Origin of the sequence: Micromonospora sp. C51 (genome assembly GCF_018070435.1) — a bacterium.
Taxonomy (GTDB): Bacteria; Actinomycetota; Actinomycetes; order Mycobacteriales; family Micromonosporaceae; genus Micromonospora; species Micromonospora sediminimaris.
This window is the reverse complement of sequence record NZ_JAGPXQ010000005.1, coordinates 234293-253789: the sequence shown is the minus strand read 5'-3', so window position 1 is coordinate 253789 and position 19497 is coordinate 234293. Positions and strand designations below refer to the sequence as shown.

The window sequence follows — 19497 nt, the reverse complement described above, 5'->3', positions numbered from 1 at the left end:
GGGGAAATGGGTCGGGGGGTTGGGGGGTGGGGTCGTAGGGTGCGGTGGTGATGCTGCGGATGTCGACGTCGCTGATTCGGACCTTGCGGGAAGATCCGGCGGACGCGGAGGTGCCGAGCCACCGGCTGCTGCTGCGGGCCGGATACATCCGGCGGGCGGCACCGGGCGGCTACACCTGGCTGCCGCTGGGCAGGCTGGTGCTGGAGCGGGTCACCGAGATCGTACGGGCCGAGATGGCCGCGATCGGCGACCAGGAGGTGCACTTTCCGGCCCTGCTGCCCGCCGAGCCGTACCGCACCAGCGGGCGGTGGACCGAGTACGGCGACGACATCTTCACCCTGGCCGATCGGCGCGGTGCCGAGCACCTGCTCGCACCGACCCACGAGGAGTTGGCCGCGCTGCTGGTCAAGGAGCTGTTCACCTCGTACCGCGATCTGCCAGTGACGCTGTTCCAGATCCAGACCAAGTATCGCGACGAGGCCCGCCCCCGCGCCGGTCTGCTGCGCGGGCGCGAGTTCCTGATGAAGGACGCGTACTCCTTCGACCTGGACGACGCGGGCCTGCGGGCCGCGTACGGCCGACACCGCGCGGCGTACCAGCGGATCTTCGACCGGCTCGGCCTCGACTACACGGTGGTGCACGCCATGTCGGGCGCGATGGGTGGCTCCGCGTCCGAGGAGTTCCTCGCCGCCACGCCGGTCGGCGAGGACACCTACGTGGGCTGCACCGACTGCCACTTCGCGGCCAACACCGAGGCGGTGACCACGCCCGCCCCGGCGGCCGGCGACCCGCAGGCGCAGCCGGCGATCGAGGTGCACGACACCCCCGAGACGCCGACAATCGCCAGCCTGGTCGCGCTGGCCAACGACCGCCGGCTGGCCGGCCGGGACGACTGGTCGGCCGCCGACACCCTGAAGAACGTGGTGCTGACCGTACGCCGGCCGGGTGCCGAAGCGCCGGAGTTGCTGGTGGTCGGGTTGCCCGGCGACCGCGAGGTCGACCTGAAACGGCTGGCCGCCGCGCTGGCACCGGCCACCGTGGACGTCTTCGACGCCTGGGACGAGCATCCCGAACTGGTGCGGGGCTACCTCGGGCCGCAGGTGTTCGACAAGCTCGACGTCCGCTACCTGGTCGACCCCCGGGTGGTGCCGGGTACCGCCTGGCTGACCGGGGCCAACGAGCCGGGCCGGCACGCCACAAACGTGGTGTGCGGTCGGGACTTCACCCCCGAGGGCACGGTCGAGGCCGCCGAGGTGCGTCCCGGTGACCCCTGTCCGGCCTGTGCCACCGGCCGGTTGACCATGCGCCGGGGCATCGAGGTCGGGCACATCTTCCAACTCGGTCGCCGCTACACCGACGCCTTCGCGGTGGACGTGCTCGGTCCACAGGGCAAGCCGGTCCGGCCCACCATGGGCTGCTACGGCATCGGGGTGTCCCGCGCGGTGGCAGCCATCGCCGAGCAGCACCACGACGATCGGGGACTGGTGTGGCCGACGTCAGTCGCGCCGTGCGACGTACACCTGGTGGCGGCTGGCAAGGGCCCGCAGCTCGACGTGGCGCTCGACCTCGGCGCCCGGCTTGCCGACGCGGGCCTGCGGGTGCTGGTCGACGACCGGACCGCCGTCTCCGCCGGAGTGAAGTTCACCGACGCCGAGCTGATCGGCATTCCGCGCACCGTCGTGGTCGGACGCCGCCTGGCCGACGGGTACGTCGAGCTGCGCGACCGGGCGACCGGGGAGCGCAGCGAGCTACCCGTGGCGGACCTGCTGGAGAAACTGTTGAACGGGTAGGCGGAAACCTGGTGTAGCCGTCAGGTGACGGGGTACCGCATCCTGATCGGCTCAACTTGCTCTGGAGGGGCTCTCATGACCGGTTACCGGGTCGCTGACGTGATGACCAAGCAGGTCATCTACCTGCCGGCGGAGACCACCCTCGACGAGGCGGCCAGGGTGATGAAGGAGGCCGACATCGGCGACGTCGTCGTCACCGACGGCGCCAACCTGGCCGGCATCCTGACCGACCGTGACATCGTGGTGCGCGCGGTGGCGGAGAACGCCCACGCCAACACCACCACCATCGGTTCGATCGTCACCCGCGAGGTCGTGATGATCGAGCAGTACTGCACGGCGGGCGAGGCCGCGTCGCTGATGCGTGAGCGTGGCATTCGGCGCATCCTCGTCTGCGACAACGAGCGGAAACTGGTCGGCATCGTCTCCCTCGGCGACCTCGCCATGCAGCTCGACCCCACCTCGGCGCTCAGCGAGATCAGCGAGCAGTCGCCCACGGTGTGAGCAAGGACGGCCAGGCGGCGGCGGTAGCCTGGCGGGATGCCCGAGATGCCGAGCAAGCTGGCCGAGATCGTCGACGAGTTCGCCGCCGCGCCACGCGACGTGGTGCTGGAGATGCTGCTGGAGTACTCCGACGCCGTGCCGCCGCTGCCCGCCGGGCACCCCGGCCACGAGGGCATGGAGCAGGTGGTGGAGTGCCAGACCCCGTTCTTCCTGCGCGCCGAGGTGACGCCCGAGGGCACCGTCGACACCCTGTTCGACTGCCCGCCGGAGTCACCCACCACCCGGGCGTTCGCCGGCATTCTCGCCGAAGGGCTGGCCGGTGCCACCCCGGAACAGGTCCTCGCCGTCCCGGACGACCTCTACCAGCGGATGGGCCTGGCGCAGGCGATCAGCCCGCTGCGGGTACGCGGCGGCACCGCCATCCTCGCCCGGCTCAAGCGGCAGGTCCGCGAACGGACGGCGTGACCTGGGCGGCAGTCGGGAACAGACCGGGCGGCCAGCGGGTTGTCTCCGGTCATGGAGATCGACATCTACGCCGACGTGGTCTGCCCCTGGTGCTGGATCGGCCGCCGCCGATTGGCGCAGGCGCTCGCGTCGTACGACGGCAAGGTGACCGTCCGACACCGGCCCTTCCAGCTGGACCCGTCACCGGTTCCGTCCCCGCGCCCGATCCTCGACGCGCTGGCTGAGAAGTTCGGCGGCCCTGAGCAGGCCCGGCAGATGGTCGACCGGGTCGTCGAGGTGGGCGCGAGCGTCGGTCTGGAGATGCGCTACGACCGGGCGATCGCGGCCAACACCTTCGACGCGCACCGGCTGACCAACTGGGCCGGCCGACAGGACCGCGACGGGGAGATGGTCGAGGCTCTGCACCGGGCCCACTTCGTCGACGGCGTCGACCTCGGCTCCCGGGAGGCGCTGGCCGGGGTGGCCGCCACCGTCGGGCTGGACGGCGACGACGCCCGCCACTTCCTCGACTCCGAGGATGGGGTGGCCGAGCTGAGGGCCGAGCTGGCCGCCGCCCGACAGCTCGGCGTGACCAGCGTGCCCACCTTCGTGCTCGCCGGCAGGTACGGGGTCACCGGGGCGCAGGAACCAGCCACCCTGCTCGCCGCTCTCGCCGAGGTCGAGCAGCGCGAGGCCGCCGCGCCCTGACGGCATCGACGTCGTTGATGTTTCACGTGCAACGACATCGAAATCAGTCGACGGTCAGGCCGGCCTGGCCAGGTCTTCCACCACCCGCGCACCGGGCAGCGCGGCCAGCGCCGGGCCCGGCAGCGCGATCTTGCTGTGCCGTACGCCCGACCCGATCACCACGTACGGCATGGCCACCACCCGCGTGTCGACCAGGATCGGCCACTGCAACGGCAACCCGATCGGCGTGATCCCGCCGTACTCCATGCCGGTCAACTCGACCGCGTCGTCCATCGGCGCGAAGCTCGCCTTCCGTACGTCCAGCGCCCGGCGGGCCACCCCGTTCACGTCCGCGCGGGTGGTGGCGAGCACCAGGCAGGCGGCGTACCGGGTCACCCCCTCGCGTTTTCCGGCCACGACCACGCAGTTGGCCGACTCGTCGAGCCCGACGTCGTACGCCGCACAGAACGCCGCGGTGTCGGCGAGGTCGGCATCGATCGGCGCGACCTGCACCGCGTCGACGTCCACCGGCGAGTCGGCCGGCCACTGCGCGAGCGCGGCGGCGACCGGCGCGGCCAACAGGTCGGTACGGGTGCGAGCGGGCTCGGTCTTCAGCGTTCCCATCACGTGTTCGATGGTCGCATCCGGAACCGGCGACGCGGACCGGGACCAGCTTCCGAACCGACACCACGCCCGAGCCGGGACCGGCGTCGCACGGTCAGCCCTCGTTGGCCAGGAAGCCGTGCCGCTCCAGCATCGCCCGGTCCCGGGAGGCGGCCATCTCCTCGGCCCGCGCGGCCTGGACACGGCGCACCTCGATGTCCTCCATCGCGTGCCGCACCGCGAGCCGGATCACCCCGTAGAGGAAGACGAACCCGCAGACGTACAGGAGGCTGGTGATGACGAACATGAGCATGGCTCGACGGTAGGGCGAACGTGAACCCGAGCAGGTGTCATCGCGCCACTGTTCGCCCGTACGTGTCGGACAGGTAGTCGGCCCAGGTCCGCTGGCCCGCCGGTCGGGCCTCGGTGACCAGGCCACCGCCGCGCAGCTCCCGGCCGAGGCGACCGGGGAAGCGGATCGGCAGCAGCGGGCGACGGGAGCCGCGTGCCTGCCGCCAGGCCCGCACCGCCTCGTCGAAACGCTGCACCTCAGGGCCGCCGTACTCCACGATGCCGCCGCGCGGCCCGGCCCGGAGCAGCTCGACCAGCTTGTCGGCCACCTCGCCCGGGTCGACCGGCTGGGCCAGCACCGCCCGATCGCCGATGACCGGGCCGAGTTTGCTGGACAGGCGCAGCAGCTCATCGATGAACGGGAAGAACTGGGTGGCCCGCAGCACCGTCCACGGCACCTTCCCGTCGGCGATGACCTGCTCGGCAGCCAGCTTGTGCCGGTAGTACGAGTAGGGCACCCGGTCCACGCCCACGATCGAGACGTACACCAGGTGCTGCACCCCGGCACCGCCGGCGGCATGGACCAGGCGGCGGGTGCCGAGCACGTCGATCTGGTGGGTCTGCCGGGTCGGCGAGGACGCCAGGTGCAGCACCGCGTCCACGTCGGTCACGGCTGAGGCGATCCCTTCGCCGGTGGTCAGGTCCGCCACCACCCACCGGACCCCCGATCCGGTACGCGGCCGGCGGCTGGTGGCCCGCACCTCGAACCCCGCGTCGACCAGCCGGGGCAGCACCTCCCGGCCCAGCCTGCCGCCCGCACCGGTGACCAGAACCCGCATGTCAACCTCCTTCGTCGCCTGTCCGCTCGACGGATCGGACCGTCCCCGGCGTGACCAGCTGTGAGCGGCCTCACTTCATCAGGTCGAGGGCGGTGATCACCACGAAGAGCACGATGACTGCCTCACTGACCAGCCAGGAGTGGCTGTTAGCCCAGTCCCGGATGCGCGGCAGCAGCACCGCCGCCCGGCGACCGAGCAGCAGCAGAGCGAGCAGCGGGAGGGCGAGCAGGGCCAGGGTGAGCAGCACGAAGGGCAGCAGATGCCACCACGGCAGGTCATGCCGTGCCGCGCTGGCCCCGACCGTGGCCATGGTCAGGTCATCGGACGGCATGCCCAGGAACAGCAGCAGGCCCACCTTGGCCGCGTACCCGGGGCTGGCGTGCTGGAGTTCACCCATCCATCGCGGCGGCCCCGAGTGCCGGCGCAGGAACACGACCACCGCCAGCACCGCGAGCAGCGCCAGCACGAACCAGTCGATCCACCGTTCGACAGTGCCCCGACCCGCACCGGTGAAGTTGATTTTGAACAGGTGGACCACCAGCCAGGCCAGCGTCGTACCACCGAGGACGACGAGCGCCGCACCCGCCAGATAGCCCAGCGAGGCGGCCCGTGGCCGGTCGGACGAGGCGAAGAAGACCGCCGCCACCAGTTGCGTGCCGGCGACCATCACCACGGCCAACGGCAGCAGCGTCAGGAAGGTCATCGCCAGCTCATCCTGCCGGCTGCCACGACCACACACGGCCGCTTCGGGCCAATCCACCCGCCCACCCGACTCCGCGCATCGGGCGGCCGGGCCCGTCAGGCCGACGCCGCTCGCGGCGAAGCCACGACCCGGCCGGCGAGCAGGGCACCGAGCAGCGCCAGCGCGGCCGCCACGGCGAGGGTGACCCCGTAGTCGAACCGCCCAGGTGCCGCCCCGGCGGCCAGCACCGCACCGGTCAGCGCCAACACCGTCGCCGACGCGAGCGAGTCGCACAGTTGCAGGGACGAGCTGTTGCGCCCCTGCTCGCCGGGGGCCGACAACTCCAGGGTGAGCGCCGACAGCGACGGATAGAGCAGCCCCATGCCGAGCCCGGCGACCGCCCAACCCAGAATCCCCACCCACACCGGCACCGCCGGGACCACGCAGCTGCCCACCACCGCGGTGCCGACCGTGATGCAGGTGAGGCCGGCCCTCGGCAGGGTGCCCCGGGACCGGGGCGACCGGATCCGCGCCTGCAACCACGAGCCGAGCGACCAGGAGAGCGCCCCGGTGGTCAGCACCAGCCCCGCCGCCGTCGGCGTGAACCCCCGCTCCCGCGACAGCATCAACGGGATCACCACCTCGGCGCCGACGAACGCGGCCGAGGCCAACCCCCGCAGGCCCACCACGGTGGGCAGGCCGCGACCGGCCCGCAGGAACCCGGTCGGCAGCAGTCGCGGAACGCAACTCAGCAGGCCGACCAGGGCGATCCCGACCAGCGGCACGGCGGTGGCGCCACGCTGCTGACCCCCGATGTGCAACAGTGCGGCGCTCACCCCCGCCCCGCAGGCCCAACCGATCCGCGCCAGCGCCCCGGCGGAGCGGCGGACCGGGCCGGCCATGCCGATCGACCGCAGCCCCGGATGGATCAACAGCACCGCCGGCACCGCCACCGCCGGCACCGCCAGGAACACCCACCGCCAGCCGACGTGCTCCACGACCAACCCGGCCACCACCGGACCGACAAGCGACGGCACCACCCAGGCCGCGGCGAACGCGGCGAAGATGCGGCGGTGCAACTGCTCCGGGTACGCCTGCGCGACGATCACGTACAGCGCCACCGACAGCAGACCCGAACCGAACCCCTGCACGATCCGACCGACCACAAGCGTCGCCATGTCGGTGGCGGCACCGGCGAGCAGCAGCCCGGCGACGAACCCGGCGAGACCGGACCACATCGGTGCTCGTGGACCCCGCGCGTCACACCAGATGCCGGAAAGCACCATCGCCACCACGCCGGCCGCGAACGGGCCGCCGAAGGCGAGCCCGTACAGCGCCAGACCGTCCAGGGCCCGGGCGACCGTGGGCATGGCGGTGCCGACCGCCAGCGCCTCGAACGCCAGCAACGAGACAAGCGCCACGCTGCCCACCGTCATGGCCCGCAGTCGAGGGGCGAAGAGCGACTCGGCGCGTACCGGAGACGGGGCGATCAGCATGAGGCAAGCCTCGGACCTCAACCCGTCTTCAGGTCAAGGGTGACGCGGCTTACCCTCAGGCGGACTCCAGCGCCTCGCCTAGCCCTTTGGCCAGCCCGGACAGATGCTGGTCGGCCAGCAGGTGCCCGGCCGTGATCACCAGCGCCAAGGGCCACTCGATCACCTGGAACACGGTCAGCACCCCGATGCCGGCGTAGTAGGTCAGCTTGTCCGGTGGCGGGACCGCCACCTCCCCCAGCCACGGCACATTCACCCGGCGGGTGAACATCTGCAACGACTCCCGGGTCCCACTGAGCTGTCGTGTCAGCGCACTCATCTCGCCTCCCCGTACCGACGACGCCCACCTCGGATTCCTCCGCCGCGGCCGTCCATGCCCGGCCGAGCAGGAAACTTTTCCCAGCTCGGCTGGGCATAAGGGACGTCCGGCCGGGAAGCCAGGCCGCCGGGCACGAACGGTGGGAGGCAAAATGCGGTTTGGCGCCGTCGGAGTACCTCCGGTGGTGGAAGCCGCCTCCCGCCGCGTCGGTGCCACCGCGACCCGGCTCGCCCGGGCGGCCGGGCTGACCAGCCGGCGGGTGTGGTCCCGCCCCGGCCGGCACCACATCGAGGTACACGGCGTCTGCCAGGACGGCGGCGACACCCTCGCCCGCCAGGTCGAGACGGCGCTGGAACGAATGCCCGGGGTCAACTGGGCGCGGGTCAACGCGCCCTCCGGACGGGTGGTCGTCGCGGTCGACACACCGGGACCCAAGGTACGCGAACTGGTCGCCACCATCGCCCGGGTCGAACGCACCTGCCCACACGAACCCGATCCGGAGATCCCGCCGCCGCACCCACCCGAGGAAGGACCACGCACCCCGCGTACCCTCGGCGCCCTCGCCTCCGACGCGCTCGGCCTGACCATCTCCGCCGCCACCCGGATCCTGCCCGTCACCCCGGTCCCCGGTGAGGTATCCGGCCTGCTCAGCGCCATCGACCTGCACCCGAAGCTGCACGCCCTCGCCGGCCTGGGACTACGCCGCGACCCACGCGCCGAGGTTCTCTTCCCACTCGCCGAGGCGGTGGTGCAGGGCCTCACCGGCGGCTGGACGGGAATAGTGCTCGACGGCGCACAGCGGGTAGTCCAGTGGGGCGAAGGGCTGGCCCAGTTGCGAGCCTGGGAGAAGGCCGAACCCCGGCTCACCGGCGAGCCGGATCGCGCCGTCGCCCGTACTCCCGGCTTCGAGCGGCCCTGCCCGAAACCCGACGGCTCCGTCGAGCGGTACCTCAACCGGATGCTCGCCGGCGGTGCGGCGGCCTTCGCCGCGGCGACACCCGTGGTCGGGCCGAAACGGGCCGCCGCCCTGGGCCTGTCCGCGCTGCCCAAGGCGCCGGGCAGCGGACGCGAGGGGTACGCGGCCCAACTCGGCCGGATCCTCGCCCGACGCGGCGTCATCGCCATGGACCGCAGCGTGCTCCGCGAACTCGACCGCATCGACACACTTGTGCTGGACGCCCGGATCCTCGGCTCCGACCGGGGCGTCCTGGCGGATCTGGCCCCGCTGCCCGGCGTCGACACATCCCAGGTCGCCGCCCAGGCATTCGCCCTTTTCGAACCGGCCGCACCGCACGACGTACACCAGCTCGACGGTTGGCGGCTCGGCCCGCTGGATCGGCTCGACGTGCGGGCTCCCGGCGACACCGACGACAGTCGACGGCTACGCGAACGCGGCGGAACTCTGCTCGGCCTGGCCCAGGCCAACGCGCTCGCGGCCGTACTGCGAGTCGAACCCGAGCCGGCACCCGGCGTCGAAGCCCTGCCGACCGTCGCCCGGCAGGCCGGCCTGCGGCTCGTCATCGCCGGCGGAGACCCGCAACGGCACGCCACCGCCGACGCGCTGATGCCCGGCGACGACCAGCTCACCGAGTCGGTACGCACCCTGCAACGGGAGGGTGCGGTGGTGATGCTCGTCTCCGGCGACCGCAACGCCCTCGCCGCTGCCGACTGCGGACTGGGCCTCGCCGACCCCGACGATCCACCGCCGTGGGGGGCGCACCTGCTGGTCGGCACCGACCTGCGGGTCGTCGCCCTGATCATCGAAGCGGCCGGGGTGGCCCGGCGGATGACCGCGCAGAACCTGCGCATCGGACTGGCCGGCACCGGCCTCGGCGCACTCGCAGCCTTCACCGCCGACCCGGCCCTGCTACCGGGCCGTACGCTCGCCTCGGTAAACGGCGCGGCGGCGCTGGCCTTCGCCCACGGCGTGTGGCGGGCCGGTCGGCTGACCGAAGCGACCACCGCACCCGCACCCGCGATCACCGCCTGGCATCTGATGCCGGTGCCGACCGTCATCGACCAACTCGGCACGAACCACAGTGGGCTGACCGAGGTCGAGGCCCAACGACGACAGGCCGACCGCCCAGGTGAGGTCGCCGGCCCGGGCGGGCTGCTCCGTGCCTTCGTCGACGAACTCGCCAACCCGCTCACCCCGGTGCTGGCCGCCGGAGCGGTGCTCTCCGCCAGCTTCGGTTCGCTTGTCGACGCCGCCTTGGTCGGTGGGGTCGTCGGGGCGTCCGCGCTGGTCGGCGCGGTACATCAACGCAACACCGAGAAGTCGTTGGCGGAGCTGCTGTCCCGCTCGGCGGTGACCGCCCGGGTCCGCCGCGACGGCGTCGAACGGGTGGTACCCGCCGACGACCTCGTGCCCGGCGACGTGATCGTGCTCGAATCCGGCGACGCGGTACCCGCCGACTGCCGGGTGTTGACCTCCGTCGGTCTGGAAGCCGACGAGTCCTCCCTGACCGGTGAGTCGCTGCCGGTCACCAAGACCGACCAGCCGGTGGTCGCCGCCGCCGTGGCCGAACGCTCCTCCATGGTCTACGAGGGCACCAGCATCGCCGCCGGCCGGGGCGACGCCGTGGTCGTGGCCACCGGCGCCGACACCGAGGCCGGACGCAGTCTCGCCCTGGCCGGGCAGGCACCACCGGTCAGCGGGGTCGAAGCCCGGCTGGGCAAGCTGACCCGCGCCGCGATCCCGATGGCCGCTGGGTCGGCGGTCGCGGTGGCCGGCGCCGGGCTGCTGCGGGGCGTACCGCTGGCCCAGACGGCCGCGACCGCCGCGAACCTGGCCGTCGCCTCGGTGCCCGAAGGGCTGCCGTTCCTGGTCAGCGCCGCTCAACTGGCCGCCGCCCGGCGGCTGGCCGAGCATGGTGCGCTGGTCCGCAACCCGCGCACCATCGAGGCACTGGGCCGGGTCGACGTGCTCTGCTTCGACAAGACCGGCACCCTGACCGAGGGGCATCTGATGCTGGCCGGGGTGGGTGACGCCGACTCGTACGCCCCCGTGGAGCACCTCGACGACCGACTACGACGCACCTTGGCGGCGGCGCTGCGGGCCACTCCGGCCGCCGACGACCCCGAGGAACTCTCCATGCAGACCGACCGGGCGGTGCTGCGAGGTGCCCGCGCCGCCGGTGTCACCGAGCCGGACGGCGCGCCCGGCTGGCGGGCCGCCGGTGGTCTGCCGTTCGAGCCGTCGCGTGGGTACCACGCCAGCGTCGGCGAGACCGACGGCGGGTTGCTGCTCAGCGTGAAGGGCGCGCCGGAGGCGGTCCTGCCCCGCTGCACGGCGAACCGGGTCGCCGGACGCGACGAACCGCTCGACGACGCGGGCCGGGCCGAACTGCACCGGCTGCTCGGCGAACGGGCCGGCGCGGGACACCGCATCCTCGCCGTCGCCGAGTGCACCGTCGCCGACCCAGACATCACCGACGAGGGCGTACGCGGCCTGGTCTTCACCGGCTTCCTGGCGATCGCCGACGGGGTACGCGCCAGCGCCGCGCCGGCCGTCCGCCGGATCCGCCAGGCGGGCGTGCACACCATCATGATCACTGGTGATCATCCGGCGACCGCGGCGGCGATCGCCGCCACCATCAGCGCCGGAGACGCCCAGCGGGTGGTCACCGCCACCGAACTCGACCAACTCGACGACACCGCCCTCGCCGAGCGGCTGGCCGGCACCGACGTGGTGGCCCGCTGCACCCCGGCCCACAAGGTCCGCATCATCCAGGCACTGCAGAAGTGCGGGCGTACCGTCGCGATGACCGGCGACGGCGCCAACGACGCCCCGGCCATCCGGCTGGCCGACGTGGGCATCGCCCTCGGTCAACGGGGCACCCCGGCGGCGCGTGCCGCGGCCGACCTGGTGGTCACCGACGACCGGCTGGAAACCATCATCGCCACCCTGGTCGAAGGCCGGGCGATGTGGTCCTCGGTCCGCCACGCGCTGAGCATCCTCGTCGGCGGCAACCTCGGCGAGATCGCCTTCAGCGTGCTGACCGCCGCCGCGACCGGCCGGGCCGCGCTCAACGGACGCCAACTGCTGCTGGTAAACCTGCTCACCGACATGGCACCCGCGCTGGCCATCGCCGTGCGGCCACCCGGCGGCGACCACGCCGACGGACTGCTCCGCGAAGGCCCGGACAGCTCTCTCGGCCAGACCATGACCCGGGAGATCGGGCTGCGCGCCGCCGCCACCACCCTCGGTGCCACCACCGGCTGGACGTTGGCCCGCTACACCGGCACCCAGCGACGCGCCGGCACCGTCGCCCTGGTCTCCCTGGTCGGTACCCAGCTCGGCCAGACCGTGCTGGCCGGCGGCACCAGCCCGACCGTGCTCGCCTCCACCGCCGCGTCCTTCGGCGTACTTGCCGCGGTCGTACAGACCCCCGGGCTCAGTCAGTTCTTCGGCTGCACCCCGCTGGGACCGGTCGGCTGGACCATCGCCACCGGATCCGCGCTCGGCGCCACCCTCGCCAACGGCGCTCTCACCCGCCTCGTCGCCCGATTCCCGCAGGTCGATGGCGAACAGACGGACGGGCGGGCCGGCAACCGGCGGGACGACGGCGATGGGGTCGACGGCGGGCGAGCGGACGACCGGCCCCACGTCGGCCGGCCGACCGACAGCGGACGGGAAGCCGCTGCGCACCACGGCTGACCGGCGTCAGACCTGTTACTGGTGGGCGGCGGGATCCCAGGTGGCGGCGGCGCGACGCAGTCGGTCGTTGACGGCCCGCCCCACCCCGGTGTCCGGCACCGGCTCCGCGACGATCTCGGTCACCCGGGCGGCGTCCAGGCGATGCAACGCGTCGAAGAGGCGGGCCGCCGCCTCGGTCAGGTCACCGGCGGCGGAGAGCACCTCCACCGCCGCCCAGTCGCCCGCCGGCCGGTCCCGGAACGCCAGATACCCACGCCCCGCACCGCCGGCACCCGCCGACTCCGCGCCGGACACCAACCGCAACGGCGTACGCGGCGCGTAGTGCGCGGCCAACGTGCCCGGCGCCACCGGCTGCCCCGAGCTACCCGGCCGCACCGTCACCGGCCCGGCGATCTTCTCCAACTCCTCGACCGGCAACGCACCGAGCCGCAGCACCACCGGGTGCTCGCCCCGGGCGTCCACGATCGTCGACTCGATTCCGCACCGGGTCGGCCCACCGTCGAGCACCACGTCCACAGCTGCCCCCAGCCCGCGCACCACGTGCTCCGCACGGGTGGGACTGAGCTGGCCGAACCGGTTGGCGCTCGGCGCGGCCACCGGGACCCCGGCAGCGGCGATCAACCGCCGAGCATGCTCGTGGTCCGGCACCCGCACCGCCATGCTGTCCAGCCCGGAGGTCACGATCGGCGGAATCTCCTCCGGCCGGTCCACGATCAGCGTCATCGGCCCCGGCCAGAACCGGGCGGCCAGCGCCGCCACGGCCGGCGACACCGGCCCCACCAGCGGTTCCAGGTCCGCCACGTCGGCGAGATGGGTGATCAGCGGATCGAAGGTCGGCCGCTGCTTCGCCTCGAAGATCCGGGTCGCCGCCCGCGCGTCCAACGCGTTCGCGCCCAGCCCGTAGACGGTCTCCGTCGGAAAGGCCACCAGCCCGCCCGTACGCAGCACGGCGGCCGCCTCGCCGAGGTCACCGTCGGCAGGCAGGACACGAGGAGATCCGATGCTCACGCTTCGACGCTAGCCTGCCGCTGGTCGGCCGGAGCACGCTCCCCGGCAACGCGGTGCCCGATGACCGGCACCGGACGCCGGAATTCGACGATGCGCACGTTCAGTTTCCTGGAATCGTTCTGCGGACCGTGCACAACTGACGGGACAACACGAAACCTCCTCCCGTTGTAGAGTCCCGATCACGGCAGTGACATCATTCGATCGATGTCGGGCTCCATTGCGGCCGGACGCTGTCGCACACCCCTCGAAGAAGGACGCAGATGGCTGACGTTGATGAGATGGTCCTTCGGGCACAGCGCTTTATCAACAGCACCTACAGCAACGGTGCGACGCTCGGCATATCGAAGCTCGAAGAAAACGGCCGCACCGGATGGCCCGTGATGTACGCCCTGACCAGGGCGCTGCAGTACGAGATGGGCATCACCTCTCTGTCGGACAACTTCGGTCCCACGACGTTGGCAACGCTGCAGAGCAGGTATCCGAGTCTGAACGCTTCCACCGTTCCCTCGTGGATCTTCGGTTGCATCCTCCAGTCGGCTCTGTACTGCAAGGGCTATGACGGCGGCGGCATCGACGGCATCTACAGCGCCCGGGTCCAGGAATCGGTCATCCGGCTGAAGCAGGACATGGGACTCGCCTATGCCTACCCCGGTGGATCCCTCGAACCAAAGGTGGTCAAGGCGCTTCTCAACATGGACGCCTATGTCACCGTCAACAACGGGTCGAGCCAGATCCGTGCCGTCCAGCAGTGGCTCAACGGCCGGTACGTCAACCGCCGCGACTACTTCGTCATACCGTGCGACGGGCACCACTCCCGAGACGTAGCGAAGTCGATGTTGCTGGCGATCCAGTACGAGCTGGGCATGGCCGACGGCACGGCGAACGGTGTGTTCGGGCCGGGTACGCAGGCCGGCCTGAGATCCCATCCGGTCTCGCTCGGCGCGGCCGGCACCTGGGCCGAGATCTTCACCGCAGCGATGCTGCTCAACAAGCGGCCCGTATCGTTCGGCGCTTTCACCGCCGAGGTGCAGGCCGCCGTGCGCGAGTTCCAGTCGTTCGTGAAACTACCCGTGACCGGGATCGGGGACTTCCAGACGTGGGCGTCGCTGCTGGTCTCCCACGGCGACCAGGCTCGCAAGGGCGAGGCCTGCGATGGCGTGACGAAGATCACGCCGGATCGAGCGGTGGCGCTGAAAGCGGCGGGATACAAGTACATCGGCCGGTACCTCTACAACCCGTCCTCGACGGACCTGCCAGAAAAGGCGATCCAGCCCGGCGAACTCGCCACGATCAAGCAGTACGGGTTGCGGTGTTTCCCGATCTACCAGACCTGGGGCCGGGACGCGACCAACTTCCGTTACTCCAGCGGCTGCGTCGACGCGAACAACGCCATCGAATGGGCCCGGATCCACGGTTTCAAGGCGGGATCGACCATCTACTTCGCGGTCGACTACGACGCAATGGATGCCGAGGTCACCGAGTTCATCCTGCCGTACTTCCGGGGCGTACACGGCACCGTCAGCGAACTCTCCGGCTATCGGGTGGGCATCTATGGTCCCCGTAACGTCTGCCAGCGGGTATCCGACGCGGGATACGCGGTCACCTCGTTCGTGTCCGACATGTCGTCCGGATTTTCGGGCAATCTCGGGTACCCGCTGCCGACCAACTGGGCGTACGACCAGATCGTCACGACGACGATCGGCTCCGGCAGCGGCCGGATCGAGATCGACAACAACATCGCCTCGGGTCGCGACACCGGTCAGGGTGACTTCGACCCGCCGAGGCCCAACACCGACGATCTGGATGTGGACCTCGACAAGGGGCGGTACCAGGAGGCGCTGCTCAGGGACGTCCAGACCTACCTGACGTCAATCGGCGTTCCGGAGACCGGCGGCGAGGGTTGGACGCTCGACGGGGACTGGGTCACCTGGAACGTGATCTCCACGACCAATGCGTTCGGGCGTGTCATGGAGGGCGACTGGCTGTTCACGAACCTGGCCCGGGCCTTGAAGCTGCGCAAGGCACTCATTCAGGCGCCGATCCTGTGGGAGCTGCGCAAGCTGAATCCGACCGATCCAATGACCGACGACCTCGTGCGCAACGGGCTGCGGGACGACTCCTCCACCGGCTACGGGCAGATCTTCGCCTGGGTGGCCATCGAGGCCCGCAACTACTGCATCGAACAGGGCATCATCAACGGCACGCCTCTAGATCTGAGCACCGACCGGCGCGCGGTGTGGGATCGTCTCCAGGACCCGCACTACAACATCGCGACGGCGGCCTACCTGACGATCTACAACGCGCACCAGGTCGGGGTCGCCCGCCCATCGCTCACCACGAGCATGACCGACATCCAGCTCATCCTGGAGCGCTACAACGGTGACAAGACCGTGAGCAACAAAGACAAGATCGAGCAGTACGGACGCGAGCTGACCGGCCTGTACAACGTCCTCGAGAACTACAACAGGCTCTCCCGTGGCGCGTAGCGGGCATCGATGACGAGAAATCGGGCACATGCGAAGACTCCTTGTAGCGGTAACCGTGAACCTTCTCCTAGGGGTCCTGGCCGTCGTGCCGCTGTTCCTGATCTGGTACGCGCTGTCCAACGGGCCTCTGGCCGCCCTCGGATGGACGCAACCGGAACCGACCGAGAACGATGGGCTGCTGATCTGGTGGCTCCTGGCCGCCGTGACGTTCGGCGGGTTCGCCTCGATCTGGGGCCTGGTCAACATGTGGGCCCGCAGCCGGGTGGCCGTCTCGGGATCCCGCTACTGGCCTGCCTGCGTGGCTGCGTCCCTGGTGCCGTTCTGCATCATTCTGCTTCGATGACCCGGAAGGCAAGATCATGATTTATCGGTTGACTCGGCGAACCGTTCTGCGAACCGCCGCCGTCACGGGCGCCGCCGCAGCCGCCAGTTCCGTTCTGCCCGCCGCCCCCGCGTCGGCCCGGGAGATCCGCAAGCAGAAGCGCCCGGCGACCTCGCAGAACGGGTGGACCATCCAAACCAACGCGGATCTCGATTCGCAGGTGTGGACCCGGACGGTGGCCGGCACAGGACTGCGCGTGCCGGTGTGGATCGGCAACGTCGAAGCGATCCTGCTCCACACGATTCGCCGATTCCACTACGAGATCGAGGAGATCCGGCCGAACGACCTGGTCGGCTGGACCTCGGCGGAGAAGGTCCGCAAGCGGAGCCCCGAGTCCAACCTGGCCTCCGGTACCGCGGTGCGGATCCGGCCCGGCGCCCGCGCCAGGGGCGGTTTCTTCCCCCTGCAGGAGTTGGTGCTGCGGGACATCCTCGCCGACTGCGAGGGCCTGGTGCGCTGGGGCGGCGACGACCGTGAGGTGGACGAGTCGCTGTTCTACATCGCGGCCGGTCCCCTCGACGAGCGGGTGAAGGCCATCGGTGACAAGCTCCGCGGATGGGAGTCGTCGCCCGGTGAAGGCGCGGGTATCGGTGTGGACGTACTGTCCCACTCCCGGCGTACCCGCGCGGCCGACCTTGCTCGCCGACAACGCCGCTAGCTTGATCTTCACCTGTGCGGCGAGGCCGGGGATTGTCGGCTGCCTTCCGAGGAGGTCGTCTTTCCCGGTCGCGCTGCTGCTGGCGATGTGGACGTCGTAGCGGCGGACGGGATGGCGGTTTGGGTTGATCATGGTCAGCTGAACCACGGAAATGCTGGTGGGCCGGAGGTGCCACCATGCGAACCGCAGGATGACGATCGTCGGTGAGCCGCTTCCACTCAGGATGGCCGGTCCAAGAGGGTCAGGCCGATGGTCCTCGGGCGGCCACCGTCAGGACGCGGCGAGAAGTCGGATCTCGCAGCGGACGCCGCTGACCTTGGCGAGCCGACCATCACTTGTCACGAGTGGGCAGGCCATCAACTCCGCCGCCGCGACGTAAGCCGCGTCGTACGCCGTGACATTGCCCCGCAACTGCCACATCCGGTCAAGCAGCATGGCGACGCCAACGTCATCGATGACCAACGAGGGCAGGGTGTCGACCGCCTCCTGCGCCCGAGCAAGGCCGAGCTTCCCCCCGAGGACCTTGCCTCTGATCACGGACATGACCTCGACCAGAAGGTGGCTCGGCGCGGCCCAGTGCGGATCTCCGGTCAGTTCCGCCCGCGCCGCGTCGCCGACCGGCCCGTCGTCAACCAGGGCGTCAGCCAGAACCGACGCATCCACGACGATCACGCGGCGCTTCCCCACGGTCCGCGTTGCTCCCGCTGGTCATCCAACTCGGCGGCACTCTCCCCCGGCAGTGAGCGAGCACCGTCCGATCGGCCGGCGAAGCGATCAAGGGCTGCCGTGTTCCGCAGCCGTCGAGCCTGCGTCTCCACCAACTCCAGCAGGTACGCCTGCAGTGACTGCCCGCGCGCCTTGGCCTGGGCCGCCAAGGCGTCTCGCACTTCCTCCGGAACGTCCCGAATCTGGAGAGCAACCATGCATTCATTATGCATGCAGCATCGCTCAGTCGCCAGGAAAGACTCGAACCCTCGATCAACCGGTTCGCACGACGGGCTGCGGTACAGCCAAGAGCCGCATGTCAGAGAAGTGTGTGGAGCCCAGGGGACTCGAACCCCTAACCCCTGCCTTGCAAAGGCAGTGCTCTGCCAGTTGAGCTAGGGCCCCGTCACGGCACTGAGGCCGCAGGTCGGAGCGGACGCGTCAGCGCAGGTCCGGCGAGGTGGTCGCCTCGTGCCAGAGGGCGCGCTCGTCGTTGGCTTCCTTGACCTTCTTGGCCACCACCGCGGCCACGCCGACGACACCGACCAGGATCAACAGCTTCTTGAACATCGGGGCTGCCCCTCACGCTCGACGTGCCGTCGGACCATGTGCGGTGGGGCTAGCTGGAATCGAACCAGCGACCTCAGAGTTATCAGCTCTGCGCTCTAACCGACTGAGCTATAGCCCCGCGTAGCGACGAGCAAGGTTAACCCATCCGCCCAGCGCCCCCCAAATCGGGGCCGGGCCCACCAGCCACCCCCTGAACCTACCCGAGCACCAGGACCCGGTACACCGGGTTAATCGTGCGCACGACCTCCGGCGGACCCTCCGCCGAATGCGGCATCCCGCGCAATCCCAGCCGCCGGAGACCCCCACATGCGGCATCCCGTGAGGACCTGGCCGCCGGCGACCCCACAATGCGGTATCCGGGGCTAACGCAGCCGCCGGAAGCCCCAAGATGCGGCATCCTGCGCGAAACCGGAACGCCGGCCCGCACCACCGCGAAGGGCGGCACGGACCGGCGTCGAAGAACTGTCAGTCCCGCTCGGCGAGGGTCAGCTCGATGCCACCGACCAGGTCGGCGCAGACGTTGTAGACGAACGCCCCGAGGGTGGCCAGCGCGGTGAACAGTACGACGTTGACCAGGCCGATCAACGCCGAACTGAAGATGACACCGCGTGCGGTGATCTGGAAGCCATCCGTGCTCTGCCCACCACCCGCGTTCACCAGGTCACCGAGGCTGTCGTTCACGCTGCTGAACACGCCCATCGCGTCCAACGCCAGGTACAGCACCGAGGTCGCCACGACGATGACGATGAACAGCACCACCGACACCGCGAAGGCGAACTTCATCACCGACCACGGGTCGATCCGCTTGAGGTTCAGCCGGGCCCGGCGCGGCCCGCGTGAGGCGGCCGAGCTGACCGAGGTACGCGCGGCGCGTACCGCCTCACCGACCCGCGCTGCACCCACCGCCGTGCTCACCCCCGGGGGCAGGCCACCACCGTTCGCCGGGCGGCCGAGCCCGAACGACCGGGTCGCGTCCGGCTTCGGACCGACCCCGGTCACCCGGGGCTGGGTGCCGGTCGTGCTGGTGCTGGCCGCCGGCAGGACCCCGGTCGTACCCGGAGAGGGCTTGCCCGCTGGGGCAACCGTCGGCTGGACAGGGGACGGCTTGCCGACCGACGTCGCGGTGGCCTCCGTGGTGCTGACACTCTCGGCCGGCTTCTCCTCGGTGGCGTCGCCCTCCGGTGCGTCTGTCGGCTTGTCCGGGGGCGGGGCCATACCGGGAGCCCGGGTGAATTTCGGGGCAGGCGCGTCGGCAGGGACGGTGGCCCGGCCCACGGCCGCGCGGCCGGTCGCTGGCGTGCCGCTCTTCGCGGCCTCCTCGTCGACCGGGTTGGCCGAGGTCCCCGCGTTCCCCGACTTCGCCTGTGTCTCCGTCATTC

At 70.9% G+C, this 19497-nt stretch carries 19 protein-coding genes and 2 tRNA genes; 8 read left to right on the top strand and 13 right to left on the bottom strand.

Annotated features, from left to right (window positions below; all coding sequences use genetic code 11):
• Positions 1-47: 47 nt before the first annotated feature.
• The 4 genes from KBX50_RS09490 to KBX50_RS09475 all read left to right on the top strand — a co-directional run bounded on the left by KBX50_RS09490 (position 48) and on the right by KBX50_RS09475 (position 3443).
• Entirely contained in the window at positions 48-1790 is a 1743-nt protein-coding gene (locus KBX50_RS09490; protein WP_210936348.1) for a proline--tRNA ligase, read from the top strand.
• A gap of 75 nt (positions 1791-1865) precedes the next feature.
• Positions 1866-2291, top strand: a complete 426-nt coding sequence (locus KBX50_RS09485; RefSeq protein ID WP_210936346.1) for a CBS domain-containing protein — start codon at positions 1866-1868, stop codon at positions 2289-2291.
• A 36-nt stretch (positions 2292-2327) separates the two neighbouring features.
• Complete coding sequence (locus KBX50_RS09480; protein ID WP_210936344.1) at positions 2328-2756, top strand: SufE family protein; 429 nt, start codon at positions 2328-2330, stop codon at positions 2754-2756.
• A 51-nt stretch (positions 2757-2807) separates the two neighbouring features.
• Positions 2808-3443 carry a DsbA family protein gene (locus KBX50_RS09475; protein WP_210936342.1) on the top strand — a complete coding sequence of 212 codons (636 nt, stop codon included), beginning with the start codon at positions 2808-2810 and terminating at the stop codon, positions 3441-3443.
• A gap of 54 nt (positions 3444-3497) precedes the next feature.
• Here the strand turns inward: KBX50_RS09475 and KBX50_RS09470 are convergent, their stop codons facing one another.
• From KBX50_RS09470 to KBX50_RS09445, 6 genes are all read right to left on the bottom strand, one after another.
• Positions 3498-4046 (bottom strand): YbaK/EbsC family protein, encoded by a 549-nt coding sequence (locus KBX50_RS09470; protein ID WP_210936375.1) that lies wholly within the window; start codon positions 4044-4046, stop codon positions 3498-3500.
• 94 nt (positions 4047-4140) lie between these two features.
• A complete protein-coding gene (locus tag KBX50_RS09465; RefSeq protein WP_210936340.1) occupies positions 4141-4338 on the bottom strand; it encodes a hypothetical protein in 198 nt (65 codons plus the stop codon).
• A gap of 37 nt (positions 4339-4375) precedes the next feature.
• Positions 4376-5155: an SDR family oxidoreductase gene (locus KBX50_RS09460; protein ID WP_210936338.1), complete on the bottom strand. Its 780-nt coding sequence runs from the start codon at positions 5153-5155 to the stop codon at positions 4376-4378.
• A 70-nt stretch (positions 5156-5225) separates the two neighbouring features.
• Positions 5226-5858, bottom strand: coding sequence for a GAP family protein (locus KBX50_RS09455; protein ID WP_210936336.1), 633 nt, complete (start codon positions 5856-5858; stop codon positions 5226-5228).
• Positions 5859-5953: 95 nt separating this feature from the next.
• Positions 5954-7333: an MFS transporter gene (locus KBX50_RS09450; RefSeq protein WP_210936334.1), complete on the bottom strand. Its 1380-nt coding sequence runs from the start codon at positions 7331-7333 to the stop codon at positions 5954-5956.
• A 55-nt stretch (positions 7334-7388) separates the two neighbouring features.
• The gene (locus tag KBX50_RS09445; protein ID WP_210936332.1) at positions 7389-7649 is read right to left on the bottom strand and encodes a hypothetical protein; all 261 of its coding nucleotides are present in this window, start codon (positions 7647-7649) and stop codon (positions 7389-7391) included.
• A 151-nt stretch (positions 7650-7800) separates the two neighbouring features.
• Between KBX50_RS09445 and KBX50_RS09440 the strand changes: the two genes are divergently transcribed.
• The gene (locus KBX50_RS09440) at positions 7801-12309 is read left to right on the top strand and encodes a cation-translocating P-type ATPase (RefSeq protein ID WP_210936330.1); all 4509 of its coding nucleotides are present in this window, start codon (positions 7801-7803) and stop codon (positions 12307-12309) included.
• A 15-nt stretch (positions 12310-12324) separates the two neighbouring features.
• Here the strand turns inward: KBX50_RS09440 and KBX50_RS09435 are convergent, their stop codons facing one another.
• Positions 12325-13293 (bottom strand): L-threonylcarbamoyladenylate synthase, encoded by a 969-nt coding sequence (locus tag KBX50_RS09435; RefSeq protein WP_210936373.1) that lies wholly within the window; start codon positions 13291-13293, stop codon positions 12325-12327.
• A gap of 284 nt (positions 13294-13577) precedes the next feature.
• Between KBX50_RS09435 and KBX50_RS09430 the strand changes: the two genes are divergently transcribed.
• From KBX50_RS09430 to KBX50_RS09420, 3 genes are read left to right on the top strand one after another with little or no spacing between them, the layout of a single operon-like run.
• Positions 13578-15803, top strand: a complete 2226-nt coding sequence (locus tag KBX50_RS09430; RefSeq protein WP_210936328.1) for a glycoside hydrolase domain-containing protein — start codon at positions 13578-13580, stop codon at positions 15801-15803.
• Between the two features lie 55 nt (positions 15804-15858).
• Positions 15859-16146: a hypothetical protein gene (locus KBX50_RS09425; protein WP_307870894.1), complete on the top strand. Its 288-nt coding sequence runs from the start codon at positions 15859-15861 to the stop codon at positions 16144-16146.
• Between the two features lie 28 nt (positions 16147-16174).
• Positions 16175-16843 (top strand): hypothetical protein, encoded by a 669-nt coding sequence (locus KBX50_RS09420; protein ID WP_247673372.1) that lies wholly within the window; start codon positions 16175-16177, stop codon positions 16841-16843.
• A gap of 270 nt (positions 16844-17113) precedes the next feature.
• Here KBX50_RS09420 and KBX50_RS09415 read toward each other — a convergent pair whose 3' ends face one another.
• The 6 genes from KBX50_RS09415 to KBX50_RS09390 form a co-directional block, all read right to left on the bottom strand.
• Positions 17114-17530, bottom strand: a complete 417-nt coding sequence (locus KBX50_RS09415) for a type II toxin-antitoxin system VapC family toxin (RefSeq protein ID WP_210936325.1) — start codon at positions 17528-17530, stop codon at positions 17114-17116.
• Positions 17512-17766, bottom strand: a complete 255-nt coding sequence (locus tag KBX50_RS09410) for a hypothetical protein (protein ID WP_013730933.1) — start codon at positions 17764-17766, stop codon at positions 17512-17514. The genes KBX50_RS09415 and KBX50_RS09410 overlap by 19 nt, the downstream gene beginning before the upstream one ends.
• 114 nt (positions 17767-17880) lie before the next feature.
• A tRNA-Ala gene (locus KBX50_RS09405) sits at positions 17881-17953 on the bottom strand.
• Positions 17954-17989: 36 nt separating this feature from the next.
• The gene (locus KBX50_RS09400) at positions 17990-18118 is read right to left on the bottom strand and encodes a DLW-39 family protein (RefSeq protein WP_210936323.1); all 129 of its coding nucleotides are present in this window, start codon (positions 18116-18118) and stop codon (positions 17990-17992) included.
• Positions 18119-18162: 44 nt separating this feature from the next.
• Positions 18163-18236 (bottom strand) — tRNA-Ile (locus tag KBX50_RS09395).
• A gap of 347 nt (positions 18237-18583) precedes the next feature.
• Entirely contained in the window at positions 18584-19495 is a 912-nt protein-coding gene (locus KBX50_RS09390; RefSeq protein ID WP_210936322.1) for a DUF3566 domain-containing protein, read from the bottom strand.
• Positions 19496-19497 lie beyond the last annotated feature (2 nt).

Bases quoted from the DNA above. Each gene is read 5' to 3' on its own strand.
- KBX50_RS09485 (WP_210936346.1), top strand. From the start codon at position 1,866: ATGACCGGTTACCGGGTCGCTGACGTGATGACCAAGCAGGTCATCTAC.
- KBX50_RS09480 (WP_210936344.1), top strand. From the start codon at position 2,328: ATGCCCGAGATGCCGAGCAAGCTGGCCGAGATCGTCGACGAGTTCGCC.
- KBX50_RS09475 (WP_210936342.1), top strand. From the start codon at position 2,808: ATGGAGATCGACATCTACGCCGACGTGGTCTGCCCCTGGTGCTGGATC.
- KBX50_RS09470 (WP_210936375.1), bottom strand. From the start codon at position 4,046: ATGGGAACGCTGAAGACCGAGCCCGCTCGCACCCGTACCGACCTGTTG.
- KBX50_RS09465 (WP_210936340.1), bottom strand. From the start codon at position 4,338: ATGCTCATGTTCGTCATCACCAGCCTCCTGTACGTCTGCGGGTTCGTC.
- KBX50_RS09460 (WP_210936338.1), bottom strand. From the start codon at position 5,155: ATGCGGGTTCTGGTCACCGGTGCGGGCGGCAGGCTGGGCCGGGAGGTG.
- KBX50_RS09455 (WP_210936336.1), bottom strand. From the start codon at position 5,858: ATGACCTTCCTGACGCTGCTGCCGTTGGCCGTGGTGATGGTCGCCGGC.
- KBX50_RS09450 (WP_210936334.1), bottom strand. From the start codon at position 7,333: ATGCTGATCGCCCCGTCTCCGGTACGCGCCGAGTCGCTCTTCGCCCCT.
- KBX50_RS09445 (WP_210936332.1), bottom strand. From the start codon at position 7,649: ATGAGTGCGCTGACACGACAGCTCAGTGGGACCCGGGAGTCGTTGCAG.
- KBX50_RS09440 (WP_210936330.1), top strand. From the start codon at position 7,801: ATGCGGTTTGGCGCCGTCGGAGTACCTCCGGTGGTGGAAGCCGCCTCC.
- KBX50_RS09430 (WP_210936328.1), top strand. From the start codon at position 13,578: ATGGCTGACGTTGATGAGATGGTCCTTCGGGCACAGCGCTTTATCAAC.
- KBX50_RS09410 (WP_013730933.1), bottom strand. From the start codon at position 17,766: ATGGTTGCTCTCCAGATTCGGGACGTTCCGGAGGAAGTGCGAGACGCC.
- KBX50_RS09400 (WP_210936323.1), bottom strand. From the start codon at position 18,118: ATGTTCAAGAAGCTGTTGATCCTGGTCGGTGTCGTCGGCGTGGCCGCG.
- KBX50_RS09390 (WP_210936322.1), bottom strand. From the start codon at position 19,495: ATGACGGAGACACAGGCGAAGTCGGGGAACGCGGGGACCTCGGCCAAC.